The organism is Enterovibrio norvegicus FF-33, from assembly GCF_000286835.2.
GTDB classification, from domain to species: Bacteria; Pseudomonadota; Gammaproteobacteria; order Enterobacterales; family Vibrionaceae; genus Enterovibrio; species Enterovibrio norvegicus_A.
On record NZ_AJYD02000013.1, the window covers coordinates 378,494 to 392,828 of the forward strand.

Annotated in this window: 10 protein-coding genes and 3 tRNA genes; 6 read left to right on the forward strand and 7 right to left on the reverse strand. The window is 49.1% G+C overall.

What is annotated here, in order from left to right; genetic code table 11:
* The first annotated feature begins 44 nt into the window (after positions 1-44).
* The 3 genes from A1OO_RS04070 (at position 45) to A1OO_RS04080 (ending at position 702) form a co-directional block, all read left to right on the forward strand.
* Positions 45-121: transfer RNA gene (locus tag A1OO_RS04070), tRNA-Pro, on the forward strand.
* A 248-nt stretch (positions 122-369) separates the two neighbouring features.
* Positions 370-446: transfer RNA gene (locus A1OO_RS04075), tRNA-Pro, on the forward strand.
* 179 nt (positions 447-625) lie between these two features.
* A tRNA-Pro gene (locus A1OO_RS04080) sits at positions 626-702 on the forward strand.
* A gap of 436 nt (positions 703-1,138) precedes the next feature.
* On the opposite strand, the gene A1OO_RS04085 is transcribed toward A1OO_RS04080, so the two are convergent.
* From A1OO_RS04085 to A1OO_RS04095, 3 genes are all read right to left on the reverse strand, one after another.
* Positions 1,139-2,026 (reverse strand): TraB/GumN family protein, encoded by an 888-nt coding sequence (locus tag A1OO_RS04085; RefSeq protein ID WP_017004708.1) that lies wholly within the window; start codon positions 2,024-2,026, stop codon positions 1,139-1,141.
* 63 nt (positions 2,027-2,089) lie between these two features.
* A complete protein-coding gene (locus tag A1OO_RS04090; protein ID WP_017004709.1) occupies positions 2,090-2,524 on the reverse strand; it encodes a DUF411 domain-containing protein in 435 nt (144 codons plus the stop codon).
* 147 nt (positions 2,525-2,671) lie between these two features.
* On the reverse strand, positions 2,672-5,464 hold the full coding sequence (locus A1OO_RS04095; protein ID WP_017004710.1) for a cation transporter: 2,793 nt from the start codon (positions 5,462-5,464) through the stop codon (positions 2,672-2,674).
* A gap of 122 nt (positions 5,465-5,586) precedes the next feature.
* On the opposite strand from A1OO_RS04095, the gene cueR reads away from it, so the two are divergent.
* A complete protein-coding gene (gene cueR / locus A1OO_RS04100) occupies positions 5,587-6,006 on the forward strand; it encodes a Cu(I)-responsive transcriptional regulator (RefSeq protein WP_017004711.1) in 420 nt (139 codons plus the stop codon).
* Positions 6,007-6,299: 293 nt separating this feature from the next.
* Here the strand turns inward: cueR and A1OO_RS04105 are convergent, their stop codons facing one another.
* From A1OO_RS04105 to A1OO_RS04120, 4 genes are all read right to left on the reverse strand, one after another.
* Complete coding sequence (locus tag A1OO_RS04105; protein WP_017004712.1) at positions 6,300-8,264, reverse strand: CHASE3 domain-containing protein; 1,965 nt, start codon at positions 8,262-8,264, stop codon at positions 6,300-6,302.
* Between the two features lie 198 nt (positions 8,265-8,462).
* Positions 8,463-9,317 carry a thioredoxin family protein gene (locus A1OO_RS04110; protein WP_017004713.1) on the reverse strand — a complete coding sequence of 285 codons (855 nt, stop codon included), beginning with the start codon at positions 9,315-9,317 and terminating at the stop codon, positions 8,463-8,465.
* Between the two features lie 459 nt (positions 9,318-9,776).
* Positions 9,777-10,604: an SDR family oxidoreductase gene (locus tag A1OO_RS04115; protein WP_017004714.1), complete on the reverse strand. Its 828-nt coding sequence runs from the start codon at positions 10,602-10,604 to the stop codon at positions 9,777-9,779.
* 8 nt (positions 10,605-10,612) lie between these two features.
* Positions 10,613-11,221 (reverse strand): arylesterase, encoded by a 609-nt coding sequence (locus A1OO_RS04120; RefSeq protein WP_016959331.1) that lies wholly within the window; start codon positions 11,219-11,221, stop codon positions 10,613-10,615.
* Between A1OO_RS04120 and A1OO_RS04125 the strand changes: the two genes are divergently transcribed.
* Positions 11,220-11,897 carry an ABC transporter ATP-binding protein gene (locus tag A1OO_RS04125; RefSeq protein ID WP_016959332.1) on the forward strand — a complete coding sequence of 226 codons (678 nt, stop codon included), beginning with the start codon at positions 11,220-11,222 and terminating at the stop codon, positions 11,895-11,897. The genes A1OO_RS04120 and A1OO_RS04125 overlap by 2 nt on opposite strands.
* Positions 11,894-14,314 carry an ABC transporter permease gene (locus A1OO_RS04130; RefSeq protein WP_016959333.1) on the forward strand — a complete coding sequence of 807 codons (2,421 nt, stop codon included), beginning with the start codon at positions 11,894-11,896 and terminating at the stop codon, positions 14,312-14,314. Before A1OO_RS04125 ends, A1OO_RS04130 begins: the two co-directional genes overlap by 4 nt.
* Positions 14,315-14,335: the final 21 nt, after the last annotated feature.

Sequence of the window (14,335 nt, forward strand, 5' to 3'; positions counted from 1 at the left end):
CCAGAGGGTGACCCTCTGAGAGCATCTCAAAAAATGCAAAATCTCGGTGAATAGCGCAGCTTGGTAGCGCATCTGGTTTGGGACCAGAGGGTCGGGGGTTCGAATCCCTCTTCACCGACCACTTACTTTATAATCTTGGAATATCCGAGATGAAACGTCGGTGAGCCAGAGGCTCATGGGTCGGGTACGGAAGGCCGCCCCGTTCGAATCCCTCTTCACCGACCACTTTCAGGTAGACAGCCGCCTCTGATGATTCAGAAAGAGTTGTATCGGTTCGGTGAATAGCGCAGCTTGGTAGCGCATCCGGATCTTGGGAATAGCGGAGCAGAGGGTGACCCTCTGAAAGCCTCTCAAAAAAACGCAAAATCTCGGTGAATAGCGCAGCTTGGTAGCGCATCTGGTTTGGGACCAGAGGGTCGGGGGTTCGAATCCCTCTTCACCGACCACTATTTAAAGTGGTGAGATATCAATGAACGAGTTTCAAGATCGTCTTATCATTAGTTAGCTTAACGGCTGACAAAGAACAAAGTTCGGTGAATAGCGCAGCTTAGTAGTGCATCCGGATCTTGGGAATAGCGGAGCAGAGGGTGACCCTCTGAAAGCCTCTCAAAAAAACGCAAAATCTCGGTGAATAGCGCAGCTTGGTAGCGCATCTGGTTTGGGACCAGAGGGTCGGGGGTTCGAATCCCTCTTCACCGACCAACCATTCGAAAGCCTCGCAGAAATGCGAGGCTTTTTTGCATCTGACGTAGAGTGAAACGCTGCACGTGAATAGCGTAGTTTGGTAGCGCATCTCTGCTTCTGAATAAAAGCGGACCAGAGGGTCGGGCGTGGAAGGCCGCCCCGCTTGATGGCAGGTCCTCGGAATGCCGAACCAATCGAATCCCTCTTCACCGACCAACCATTCGAAAGCCTCGCAGAAATGCGAGGCTTTTTCGTTTTTTGGCTGCTGAGTGTGTAACAAAATCAGAATTGTCGCTGCGTTGGAGGGGGTGTTTACGTTAAACTGAATGCACTTTCAGCGCGTATCGCGCCCACGTTGTAAGGACATCTCATGCGCAAGTCATTCATCATCTGGTTCATTCTGCTTTTCGTGGTTTCTATGCTTGTCACAAATGTGGTGGTTAGCGGCTAAGTTTTACGACACACCTTCTCGCGACAGGAGCGCCGAAATGTCGCAATCGGCTTTTCGGCTTTCAGTTAACGATTCGATGGTAAACCCTTTGCTTTCGAGCAAAGCAAGTAAGCCCTCTTCGCCATAAAAATGAAGTGCACCGACAACAACCGTGTAAGTGCCATCAGTAAAGCGACCCGTATTACTTAATTGCTGTACCCAATTTTCATTTCTGTCTGTGAATATGACGTGTTCCAGCACACCCGCCTCTTGCATCATGTCATCAACGATTGCCGTCATGGTTTGGCTGTCGCCGCTTTCCCAAGCGCTGAACATGCAAGGTAGTAGCGCTTTCGAGTCTTCCCAGTAGTTCAGGGTATCTGCGAGTAGCGGTAGGCCGTCTTTTCCCATTGAAGCAATCATATCCAGTTGTTCTTGAACCGTTTCAAACGCAATAACGGGAATGCCACGTTGTTGCGCGAGAGAGAGAAAGTGCAGATCGACCCCAAGGGTTGCGTCGAGCTCAAACTGCTCACTTTGCGCCTGTTGGATGGCCATAGCTGCTTGCCATGGCGGCATGTTGTATAAGGCGATTTCGGGTACGCCAATCTCTTTGGCTATCTCCGTCAGACGGCGAAGTTCTTGTTTGTTCAAAAGAGATTTTGTCGTCGCTCCCTGCGGAATCTCAAACTGGGTATCTTTGTTTAGATCAGCTTCGACGACTAACCCTGTTGTGTGTGGGAAAGGGTCGAGAATACTGCTAGGAAGGGGATAGAAATCAGGTTTGCCCATATGGACAGACCCCATCAACACAAAAGTCAGTTGCCCTTTTTTTGCTTGCCAAACAGTGGGTTCAGCGGCTGTGTAAGTGCAATAAAACAGTGAGATAAGAATTGTGATAATTTTTAACATTGAGCCTCCATGCTATTGAAATCAAAGTATGGAGACCCATTGCTAATAAGTCACTATGCGTTGTTAATTGTGGCTGTTAAAGACCATCGTCATGCCATTTTTTGAAAAGCCAATCACGTTATAGGCATCTTTTTGATCACCGTATTCCATGCCCGGTGAGCCCATCGGCATGCCGGGAACCGCAAGGCCGGCTAGCTTAGGTTTTTCAGCAAGGAAGCTCTTAACGTCACTAGCAGGAATATGACCTTCAAATACGTAGCCATCAATCACAGTAGTATGGCAAGAAGCGAGCTGCGGTTTGATGCCAAACTTTTGTTTGATGGGGTTCATGTTCACATGGTCTTCGGCGGTCATCTCAAAGCCATTGTCTTCCATGTGCTTTACCCACTCTTTACAGCAACCGCAATAAGGGGATTTATACGTGATGCCTGCTGCCGCAAAAGTGCTTGCTGAAAGAAGAGCTAGGGAAAAGGCGGCAAGTTTAGGTAGAGTTTTCATGATTATCTCCTCAGTGTTTTTAAGATCTTTATCACCACGCGCACCTGTAAGGGCGCGTGGCTAAATGTTTAGTTTTATTGTTTATCTTTCTTGCCAGACAGCCAGAACCACCAAATGATTAAAGCAATCAGGCCAATGCCTATCAGATTAACCAACATGATTGCCTCCTTTGCGAGGTTTAAACCAGCGCAGTCGATTTGCGTTACTCACCACGGTGATAGAAGACAACGCCATGGCTGCGCCTGCTACCACGGGGCTAAGCAATGCACCGGTGAGGGGATATAGCACACCCGCTGCAATGGGAATACCCAGAGAATTGTAAACAAATGCGCCAAACAGGTTCTCTTTCATATTGCGTAGCGTTGCTTTGGACAATTCTAACCCGTCTGTCGCCGCATCAATGGAGTGACGCATCAGGGTCATTTGCGCACTTTCAATGGCTACGTCGCTACCGCTGCCAATGGCAATCCCCACTTCAGCTTTCGCAAGCGCAGGGGCGTCGTTAATCCCATCTCCTATCATGGCAACTTTACGGCCTTGGGCCTGGAGCGTGATAATGGCGTCTGCTTTGCCATCAGGCAGCACGCCTGCAATCACGTCATCAATGCCTGCAAGTGCAGCGATCGCGTTGGCGGTGTCAGGGTGATCGCCCGTCAACATGACGACCTTGTAGCCCAAACTCTTCATGCGTGCGACGGCAGTCGTTGAATCATGTCGCAGTGGATCGCTGATGCCAATTAGACCGATCAACGTCGTACCTTGGGCGAGATAAACCGCCGTTTCACCGCGTTTTGCTTGTTTCGCTGCAGCGTCGCTGGCGCTGCTCACGTCCACGCTTTTTTCTTCCATGAGACGCGCATTACCTAACAGGTAAGTGTCACCGTCGATGACAGCTTGAAGCCCTTTGCCTGGAATACCTTCAAATTGGTCGATATTCGACAATGTCAGTGATTTGCTCTTAGCCGCATCGATTACTGCTTTTGCTAGCGGGTGCTCTGAGCCTTGCTCTAAGCTTGCGGCGAGTTGCAGAACAACATTATCGTCGAGTTCAAAATTCACCAATGACGTGACTTGAGGTTTGCCTTCTGTCAGCGTGCCGGTTTTATCCAAAACAACTGTATCGACGCCAGCCGCATGTTGAAGCGCTTCTGCATCACGGATTAATACGCCGAGCTCAGCAGCACGCCCAACGCCTGTGGTGACGGACATGGGTGTTGCTAACCCAAGTGCGCAAGGGCAGGCGATAATCAGCACCGTGGTCGCTGTGACCAGCATGAAGCTGAGTTTTGGGTCAGGGCCGAAGTTGTACCAACCCAGCGCAGTGAGAATCGCAATGATCATCACGGTTGGGACGAAAATCGACGATACCGTGTCAGCCATTCTTGCTAGGGCAGGCTTACTGCTTTGCGCCTGACGAACAAGATTGATGATGCGTGACAACATGGTGTCGCTGCCAATGCCAGTGGCTTTGAACAACATGCTGCCGTTTTGGTTGACGGTACCCGCATGCAAAGTATCACCGAGCGTTTTTCTTACTGCCAATGGCTCGCCTGTGAGCATGGATTCATCGACAAAGCTTTCACCGCTTTCTACGACGCCATCGACAGGAATTTTTGAACCCGGCTTGATGCGAAGCACCATGCCAGCGGTGACGGCAGCCAATGGCACTTCACGCTCTTGACCGTTTTCCACAACCAACGCGTTTTGCGGTTGCAAATCGAGTAGTCGATCCAATGCCTTAGACGTTGATGCGCGGGCTTTGGCTTCAATGGCATGACCGAGTGTGACTAAACCCAAGATCATGGCTGTGGCTTCGAAATAGACGTGACGAGCTTGATCGGGGAACAGCGCTGGCGCGACAACGACCGCAGCTGAATACAGCCAGGCGGAGCCAGTGCCCAAAGCAACCAAGGTATCCATGGTTGCTCTATGATGACGCGCTGATTTAAAAGCATCCACAAAGAAGTGCTTCCCTGCCGTGCACAGTAGGGCGAACGTTAGCGCAGCAATGATGCCCCATGCAATTTGGCTGGTGGTGCTGTCAATGGTCATTGAGCCACCGAACAGACCCCACGCCATGAGCGGTGCGCCTAATCCTAACGCCAACCATGTATTGCGTTTGTGTTCAGCAAACTGCTGTGCATACAAGGTGGCTTGGCGCTCGCGACGTGTTGTTTCATCTTCACTAAGTTCAGCACCATATCCCGCCTCTTCAACTGCGTGAATCAATGCTGCTGCTGCGGCGTGACCAGATACCAGTGCGGTACGCTCGGCCAAATTGACGTTCACGCTATCAACGCCAGTAACACTTTTTAGCGCGCTTTCCACCGAAGAGACGCAGCTTGCGCAGCTCATGCCTGACAAAATGAATTGTTTTGTCACGCTGTCAGTTGTTTGGATCGTGGTCACGGTATCTTTTACTGACTCAGCATCGATAGGCAGTGATGGTGATCGATCCACTGATTCAGTTTGTGCCTCAGCGTTAGCCTCAATGCCTGCGATCACTTTGTCTTGCAGACCAGGTACCTGATAGCCCGTTTTTTCGACAATAGCGACCATGCCCGCTCTGTCGATCGTGCCTGTCACTGTCGCCTCTGTTTTGCTCACAACGGCATAAAAAATGGTGTCGCTTTGCTCGAAGGCGCTGGTGAGTTTTGCAATGCAGCGTCCACAGCTCAACCCTGCCAATGGCAGGGTTAGGGTTTCACCTGCTTGATAGCCGAATGACTCGACGGCTTCGATGACCTTTTGAATAGGTGCATCGGCATTGATGGTAAGGGAGGTTTTATCTGCGGTGACAGAATGAACGCCTTCAATAGATTCAACCGCCGCCATGACTTTTCGGGCGCAGTTCATGCAGCTTAGCCCTGATAGGGGCAGAGTGATCAGCGCTTGTGCCTTTTGTGGCGTGGTTGCGTTTGTCATTTCAATGTCAGCCATAGCGGTAACCTTGTTGTGCATTTGCATGACTTGCAGTCAGGCAGGCTAATTGTTCATAATACAGAGCATAAACCTTCCATCAACTGTAAGGTCAAGCGTGAATTTGAGATCGGGAGTCATTGATGAAAATAAATGAGGTTTCTCGTTTAACGGGGCTGACAGCGAAGACTATTCGTTTCTATGAGCAAAAAGGGGTCATCAGTGAACCTGAGCGAAGTGAGAATGGATATCGCGCCTATAACGAATGTCATATCAATGAATTGCAAATGATCAAGCGTTCGAGATTGGTCGGGTTTAGTTTGGATGAATGCCAAATTCTACTGGATATGTCACGTAATCCGAACCGTCGCAGCGCTGATGTAAAACAAAAAGCGTTAGAAAAAATCGCTGAGATTGACGACAAAATCAAAGAACTTCAGGCGATGAAAACGTCGCTAAAATCCTTAGCTAGTGCATGTCCTGGAGATGAAAGTGCTTGCTGTCCCATCATAGAAGCTCTGTCTTCGAACAGTGAAAACGCATCGATGAGAACTGAAGACTGAAAACCAATTAGTGTGCTGGCTAGCCACTTTCTCGGGCATCTGCTATCAGTCTTGTTGGAACGATAATTGCTCGACTGATATATAACACTTGTCGTGATTTGATACACAAAGACTTATGTATGCCCTTAACTGGGGAAGGTGCGTTGAAACCAAATTTTGGGTAACGGGTGGTTGATTTCATAACACTCTCCAGTTTTTGAATAGAAAAGTGTCGACCTTATTTAGGACGGGTAACAGAAAGAAAAAAGACCGCTATCAAAGCGGCCTTTTTGCATGTTGGAGCTAGTTTACACTCAGGCTTGTCGGAGCTTAAATTGATCCACAATTCCCTTCAGAGTACTTGCTAATTGCGAGAGCTCATCAGTGGACTTAACCGTGGTTTCTACACCATCCGCACTTTTCTTCGATATGATGCTGACTTCCTGAACATTATTATTTATTTCATTGGTTGCTGCGCTTTGCTCTTCACAGGCAGTGGCATTTAATGTGCTGAACTGTTGGATTTCACTGATGGCTTGAGTGATCGTATCGAACGCATCTCCCGACTTGCTAGCATCAGCCACACTAGATTGAACAATAGTGCTGCTCTTTTCCATACTCGTGACTACTTCACGTGTTCCTTGTTGCAGCCTTTCAATCAGTGACTGTATTTCTGATGTGGAATTTTGCGTTCTCTGTGCCAATCCTCTTACTTCATCCGCCACAACGGCAAACCCTCGGCCTTGTTCACCTGCACGGGCAGCTTCAATGGCCGCATTGAGGGCGAGTAGATTGGTTTGATCGGCAATACCTAATATCACATCTAGAATGCCGCCGATATTGTCTGTCTCCTGCGCGAGCTCATTAAGGCGATTGGCTGTTGTTTTCACTTCCCCTTCAAGTTGCTGGATACTACTGATGGTTCCTTGTACCACCTTCATGCCTGACTGAGCATGACCGTGAGCTTCATCGGCAAGACGTGCCACTGACTCGGCGTTAGCAGATACTTCCCCAACAACACTGGCCATTTCCTGCATACCAACAGCAACTTGGTCTGTCATTTTTAACTGGTTTTGCGCCCCTTGACTGGTGGCGTGGGTGGTTTTCCCCAGCTCGTTTGACGCGTTTGTTAATCGGTCGCTGGCTTTAGCCATGTTACTGATAATGTTACTGAGGCTTTCTGATGTTGCAATCAGCGCATTTTGCAGCTCACCAACTTCGTTCTTGTGACCTTTATCCAGATTGAAGGTCAGGTCGCCTTTTGCGAGCTTTCCTGCTGCGACCACCACTTTGTTGATGGGCTTAGTGATGGAGTTCGAAACGAAAATACCAAAAGAAATCGCCACGATAATGGTAAGCAGCCCACCGAAAATGATCACGTTTGATGCGACGGTTGATGCTTGGTGGGCAGCAATATAGCGTTGATCTTTTAAGCTCTCTTCCACGGCAACAATAGCTGAGACTTTTTCTCTCAGGCTATCCATAAAAGCTTTACCTTCTTTTTTAGATAGCTTGTTGAACAAGTCTGACGTTGTTGCATATTGATTGGCCTCACGAACCGTTGCGATGGCTTTTTCGGCATAGCCGTCAATCCAGCCATTTGCATCTGCCGCGAGTTTTGTGCCCTGAAGCGTTTTTAGAATGTTGTTTACCGTTTCTTTGCCTCCCAGGTACGGCTCCAAATATTCCTCCTGGCGGTTGAGCATAAAGCCACGTAAGCCAGTTTCCATGTTCACCATAGCTTCAAGAAGGCGAGTGCCAGCGAGACCAAAATTTCCTGTGGCAATTTCTGCGCGAAGGCCATCAAATTTTTCCTTACCAATACCGGAAGCAATAAGTTCTTTGAGTTGAGTATTGGCTTTTTCACCTTCACGAATATCTTTTCGCAAAGTGATAACACCCTCTGCATAGGCATCCCATGCAGCGGCATCTTTGGCCACATCGTCGAATCGTACTTGCTGAGCGGGATTATCACTGGTAAGTTTTTTGACTGTTTTCAGCCTTTCATCAAACGCGGTGATCCCAGCGTAATAAGGCTCTAAATAGTCATCACCGCCACCGATAGCAAATCCTCTTAAACCCGTTTCTTTGTCTACCATCGCGTTGACAAGGCCATTGGAGTTATCGATGACTTTGTAAGTGTGGCTCACCATGTCAGCGGTTTTATCCATGGTGTTGATCCCACTCCACGCAATACCACAAAGCACCACGAGTAACGAAGCTGTGATCAAATTACCGATCAGTAGTTTTGATTTGATGGTTAACTTATTCATTAACATGGCTTTTTCTCCACTGGCGTACTTTGTCGAGCAGGATTGATACTCATTAGCTGCAAGTTCAAGGTTTAGTGTGGTTCAAAAGTGAGACTTTTGCTGTGTGTTTTTGTGGGCAGTGATGATTTTAAGGAGGGATAACCCCTATAGGTAAGGGGTTATATAATAATGAGGCAATGATGATCTATTTAAGTGGTGTGTCAATTAGTAGAGCAGTGAGTAGAGCTGGCGACGATAACGGCTTGCTATCTCATTGCCTTGCCCCAGTGCAGCGAGAAGATCCATCATGGTCTTTTTCGCGTCGCCGTTGGCACAGTTCAGATCTTTACGTAGTAGACCAATCAAGATCTCCAGCGCTTCTTCTTGTCGGCTAACTTGGCTGTACTGAACAGCGAGTTCATAGGCGACTTCAGCATTGCTTGGGTCTGCTTCATATGCTTTCTCAAGCTCGCGAATTTCCGGTGTGTCAGCAGCTTGCTTGTGCAGTTCAACTTTGGCAACGAGCGCCTTGTATTGCGCATCCTGATCTTGCATTAATACGGTCGCAAGAATCGCTTCTGCCGCATCATATTGCTGTGTTTCGACATAACATTCCGCCAACGCCAATTTATAGGCTCCCGCCTCACTCAGCGTGGCTTCTAGTGCCTTCAATTGCAGCAGTGCTTCTGCGTGGTTACCTTCGGCAATGTGTGCCAGTGCTTGCTTGAATGCCATTTCATCTTGGCTAGGCAGATGACGTGTCAGCATTTCACGAATAGTGTCTTCGGTTTGTGGGCCCGCAATACCATCGACAGGTTGCCCATTGCTGAACAGGGCAATGGTTGGTAAAGCACGCACGCCAAACTGTTGCGCCAACATTTGTTGCTGCTCACAATCGAGCAATGCCAGTGTGAAAGCCCCTGCGTATTCATGTGCCAGTTTTTCGATTGCAGGAATGATTTCCGTACTTTCAGGACTCATCTGAGCCCAAAAGTGGATCAGGACGGGTGTTGTTACTGAGTTTTCCAGCACTTGCTGAAAGTTTTGCTCGGTAAGTTCAACAATGTAATTAGGTTGCATGTTATCGCCTGATTAAAGGAGTAATGCTGTAAAGGTGGGGGGAGAGCACCGAAAATTCAAGGCATTAGCGCATGAAATTAGTGCTTGATGGCAAAGATGAGAGTTTTCATGGCTATCACTGGCGAGAAATGAAAAAGGCCACTGATAATCAGTGGCCTTCCTCTTGGCGTTTGTCGATATGAAACGCTGACTTAGAACACAAGCAAAATAGCCAGCGTTACACTCAAACAGAGCCAGTTCAATTGGCTTAAGGACATAGTCCGGCTCCTTGAGGGGAATTATTGTTTTTGTTTTCGTCCCCGTTTACGGCCTGATCCGACTCACATCACATTGAAGTTGAAGGGTGGGGCAGGTGTTTCACGGTACAGGGTTAAGCCTACCGATCATTTATGACAAAAATATGAACTTGATAAGATTGTTTTTCAGCAGTTTTTGGGAACCAATCGACAGTTACCGCCTTTAGCCTCCTTTCGCCAACAGACGGTCAAGCACGCTTGCGGGGAGCAGTCTTTTACATATCGCCATATAGTGGGTCGGTTTTGTCACACGGTAACGGATTTTTGCGTTTGGCGCGGTTAGTGCGTGTAACAAAGGTGCAATGATCGCTTCTGATGGCAAAGTATATTTGTTGGTGGAATGCTCACTTTCGAGGCGTGATTGTTGGGCGAGATAATCTTTTTTAAAGCGGCTGGTATTGAGATTGATAGCCTGAAGAAAGGCATCAAGCGCGTTGGCGCGAAAGCGACTATCGATCGGACCCGGTTCAATCAAACTGATTTGAATGGGGGTGCCTTTTAGTTCCAGTCTCAGTGTGTCAGTCCAGCCTTCCACCGCAAATTTGCTGGCGTTGTATGCGCCGCGAAACTTCAGCGCAATAAAACCCAGCACAGAGCTGTTTTGCACGATACGGCCTTTGCCATTTGCCATCATCATCGGGATAACGGCTTGAGTAAGCGTGTGCCACCCAAAGAAATTGGTTTCAAATTGTTTCCGAAGTGCATCGGTGGGGAGGTCTTCTAATGCACCGGGTTGGCCGTAAGCGCCATTGTTAAATAAACCATATAGCTTTCCGCCCGTGTGTGTTCTGACTTCTTCAACCGCAGCAAGAATGCTGTCTGTGTCCGCTAAATCGAGCTGAATGCAATTCAGTCCTTCGGCATTTAGTCTTGCCACATCTTCTTTTTTTCGACATGACGCAATGACATCAAAGCCCTTCTTTGCCAATGCGTGGGCGCAAGCGTAACCAATTCCCGTTGAACATCCAGTTATCAAAACGGTACTTGTCATTGTTTTTACTATCCTTGTTTGTTCAGATGAGGGAGAAGTTGTTCGGTCATAAATTCGGCAATCCAAGGTTGAGCAATTTCGTTGGGGTGGAGGCCGTCAGACATCATCCATCCTTCGGTCAATACCACCTTCTCCATAAAAAACGGAATAAGTGGGATTTGCATTTCTTTACTCAATGTCAGATAGATATCAGCAAAGGCCTTGCTGTATCGTTGACCATAGTTTGGTGGGATCTGGATCTGCATGATAGCGACATTTGCGCCACTTTCCTGACTGAGGGTGATCAATTTGGCGAGGTTGTTGCGTACTTGCTTGGGTGGAAAGCCTCGCAGCCCGTCATTTGCGCCTAACTCTATGAATACCCAATCGGGAGAATGCTGTTCAAGTAAGGCGGGTAAACGGTGGAGGCCATTGCCACTGGTATCACCCGAAATACTGGCATTAATGACGCGTTCGATAGGGCTAGCGGAAACAACGTTAGGCTCTAAGAGGCTTGGCCAACTTTTTTCAATGGGCATCTGGTATCCAGCACTTAGGCTGTCACCCAATACAAGCAGCGTCTGCGCCGCAGCGCTTTGACTCAGAATTAAAAGACAAAAAGAAAGGATGCGAATCATGACAACTCCAGTGATCAGGGCGAAAAATGTTTCAAAAAAAGTAACAACGAATACGCAGTCTCTGACCATATTGCAGGATGTTTCGCTTCAGGTCGAGCAAGGGGAAAGTATTGCTTTGGTGGGCGTTTCTGGTGCAGGCAAGTCAACACTAATGACACTGCTTGCCGGATTGGATACACCAAGTACCGGAGAAATCGAATTATTGGGCAAGCCTCTTAGCCAGCTTGATGACGATCAGCGTGCTGCACTGCGGGCTGAATCTATCGGGTTTGTTTTCCAAAGCTTCCTGCTTGTGCCTTCTTTGACTGCCCTGGAAAACGTACTGCTTCCTTGCACGATTCGCGGTGAGGATGAAGACGAAGAACGCGCCATGGAATTGCTTGCCTCAGTTGGGCTCAATGGCCGTGAAACCCATTTGCCTTCGCAGCTTTCTGGCGGTGAGCAACAGCGCGTAGCCATTGCACGAGCGTTTATGACCAAGCCTCGTGTGCTGTTTGCGGACGAACCGACAGGCAACCTTGACCAGCACACCGCAGCAACCGTGATTGACCTGCTTTTCTCTCTCAATCGCGACCACGGAACAACACTGATCTTGGTGACTCACGATCCTGCTTTGGCTGATCGTTGCCACCGAACCTTGCATCTTAATGCGGGTGAAATGGTGGGGGCGGCATGAGGAAGAATTTGGTTTGGCGCTGGGCGTGGCGTGAATTGTTTCATGGTCAGCTTTGGCCTGTTGTTGCGGCGCTTGCACTTATTATTGCTTGTGTCTTTGCGCTGTCGGCATTGGCGGGGCGTATTGAGTCTGTTTTAACCCAGCAAGGCCGCTCGATGCTGGCGGCGGATTTGGTGCTTCGCAGTAACCAGCCTTTGGCACCAGAGGTACTGACTGCACTTGACGCTTCCGGCGCGGAAGGCTCAGATCAAACGCGCTTTGGCACCATGGCATTCAGTGACAACAACATGCAACTCATCACCGTGAAGGCGGTTGAGAGCAACTATCCGCTACGTGGGGCGTTGGAGCTACAAAGTGACGCCGAGATGCATGACAAGGTTCAGCCGGGCGAGTTGTGGCTGGAAGAGCGCCTTTTCTCACTGCTGGACGTGAAACGCGGGGATCAGGTTGATGTGGGAGATTTAACCCTCACGGTGTCCGGGATGATCGTTTCAGAGCCTGAGTTATCTTTCAATCCGTTTAGCCAAATGCCAGCGGCATTGATGCACCAAAGCGATGTTGAAGCCGCCGGTGTTGTGCGCCCTGGCAGTCGAGTCAGCTACCGTTATTTCTTTCGTGGCAGCGACAATGAATTAGCCGCTGTAAAATCTGGATACACCCTCACTGACGGTCAGCGTTGGATTGACGAAAACGACGGGGATCGCACCGGTGACATGCTTGAGCGCAGTCGCGGGTATTTGTCGTTAACCGTCGTGTTGGTCATCATCATGGCAGCGGCGACCTTGTTGCTGACTTGCCAACATTACGCGGACAGTCGCACCCAAACATTAGCCATGGTCAAAAGCCTTGGGGCACAACGAAGTTGGGTTCGTCGCTGGCTAGCAAGGCAGTTGCTGATGTTGATGGTCATGGCGACCGTGCTGGGCTTGGGCATTGGCGCAGCGCTGGAATACTTACTGCGCCTGCCTTTGGCTGATGTGTTGCCCTCGCCACTGCCAAGTTATGGCATGTTGCCGTGGATCTTAGGCCCATTAGTGGCTTTGCTGGTGGCATTACCTGCGCTGGGTATTCCGCTGATCCGTTTAATTGAAGCCCCCGCAATGAGTGTGCTGCAAGAACAAAGCAAAGTGCGAGCAAGAAAGAATCCCTGGAGCTGGGCGCTTGCCTCTGTGCCAATCTTAGCGCTGATTGCTTGGTCCTACGACAATCGCTTGCTGTGGCTGGTGTTGGCGGCACTGGTGCTTATGCTTAGCCTGCTGGCAGGGCTTGGCGTTATGGTGCTTCGCTTTGCACAAAAACGCGTAAAACGACCTGCATTCAAACTGGCCTTGAGCCGGATTACCCGTAATCCTGCTTCGAGCGGTGCACAACTGGGTGCATTGGCAACCTCCTTCATGCTGCTGTCGATTATCTGGCTGCTAAGAACGGACCTGTTAGAAGATTGGCAGCAGACCTTGCCTGTTGATGCACCCAATGTGTTTGCCCTGAACATCGCTAAACAAGAGTTGGATGATTACCTGTCTCGTGTTGATGAAAACAACATTGAACGATCGGAAGCGTACCCGATTATTCGCGGCAGATTGATAGGTAAAAACGGCGACAACTATGCGGATCTTGAGCCTAATCGCGAGGAACGTGATGAAGCGTTACGTCGCGAGCTGAACTTCACATGGCGAGACACATTGCCGAGCCACAATGAGGTATTGCAAGGTACTTGGCCAAGTGAAGGCGGTGTATCTGTCGAAAGCGGCATTGCTGAACGTCTTGGTTTACGTTTGGGCGACGAGCTAACTTTTAGCGTCAGTAGTCAGGAGTTTACTGCCACCGTGAACTCAATTCGCGATGTGGAATGGCGAAACATGAAGCCAAATTTCTACTTCATATTTGACCCTGCGCTCGTGGAGACACTGCCAGCGAACTGGCTGATAAGTTTTCGTTTGGAGCAAGAGCAAAGCGATGTTCTCAATCAGTTAGGCCGTGATTACCCCACCATAACCTTGCTCGATTTGCGCACCATGAGTGGCAGAATCCAAGTGATTTTGAAGCAAATCAGTTTGTCGTTGTCGGTACTGGCTGGCTTGGCGGTGGTGAGTGGTTTATTGCTGTTGCTGACCTTGCTGCGCATTACCTTGTCAGAACGACAACGTGAAATCATGCTGTATCGTACCTTGGGCGCGAGTAAGAAGCGTATCAATACTACCTTGTGGGCGGAATACGGCATCATGGCCTTTGTTTCGGGTTGCATGGCGGTGGGGGGGGCAGAATTGGCGATGGCAGCGCTGTTGAAGTGGGGCGTCGAATTGCCTGTTCGCTTACACCCAGAAGTTTGGCTTAGCTTGCCCACGCTTGCGGTTGGATTGGTTTTCTTAACCGTCGCATGGATGATAAGAGGGTTGCTACAGCCGCTTAGACAATAATGTGTTGAAAATACGAAAACC

What these genes read in the sequence shown, in the direction of transcription:
- A1OO_RS04085 (WP_017004708.1), bottom strand. Translation starts at nt 2,026, where the DNA reads ATGTTAAAAATTATCACAATTCTTATCTCACTGTTTTATTGCACTTAC.
- A1OO_RS04095 (WP_017004710.1), bottom strand. Translation starts at nt 5,464, where the DNA reads ATGGCTGACATTGAAATGACAAACGCAACCACGCCACAAAAGGCACAA.
- A1OO_RS04090 (WP_017004709.1), bottom strand. Translation starts at nt 2,524, where the DNA reads ATGAAAACTCTACCTAAACTTGCCGCCTTTTCCCTAGCTCTTCTTTCA.
- A1OO_RS04105 (WP_017004712.1), bottom strand. Translation starts at nt 8,264, where the DNA reads ATGTTAATGAATAAGTTAACCATCAAATCAAAACTACTGATCGGTAAT.
- A1OO_RS04120 (WP_016959331.1), bottom strand. Translation starts at nt 11,221, where the DNA reads ATGATTCGCATCCTTTCTTTTTGTCTTTTAATTCTGAGTCAAAGCGCT.
- A1OO_RS04130 (WP_016959333.1), top strand. Translation starts at nt 11,894, where the DNA reads ATGAGGAAGAATTTGGTTTGGCGCTGGGCGTGGCGTGAATTGTTTCAT.
- A1OO_RS04115 (WP_017004714.1), bottom strand. Translation starts at nt 10,604, where the DNA reads ATGACAAGTACCGTTTTGATAACTGGATGTTCAACGGGAATTGGTTAC.
- A1OO_RS04125 (WP_016959332.1), top strand. Translation starts at nt 11,220, where the DNA reads ATGACAACTCCAGTGATCAGGGCGAAAAATGTTTCAAAAAAAGTAACA.
- cueR (WP_017004711.1), top strand. Translation starts at nt 5,587, where the DNA reads ATGAAAATAAATGAGGTTTCTCGTTTAACGGGGCTGACAGCGAAGACT.
- A1OO_RS04110 (WP_017004713.1), bottom strand. Translation starts at nt 9,317, where the DNA reads ATGCAACCTAATTACATTGTTGAACTTACCGAGCAAAACTTTCAGCAA.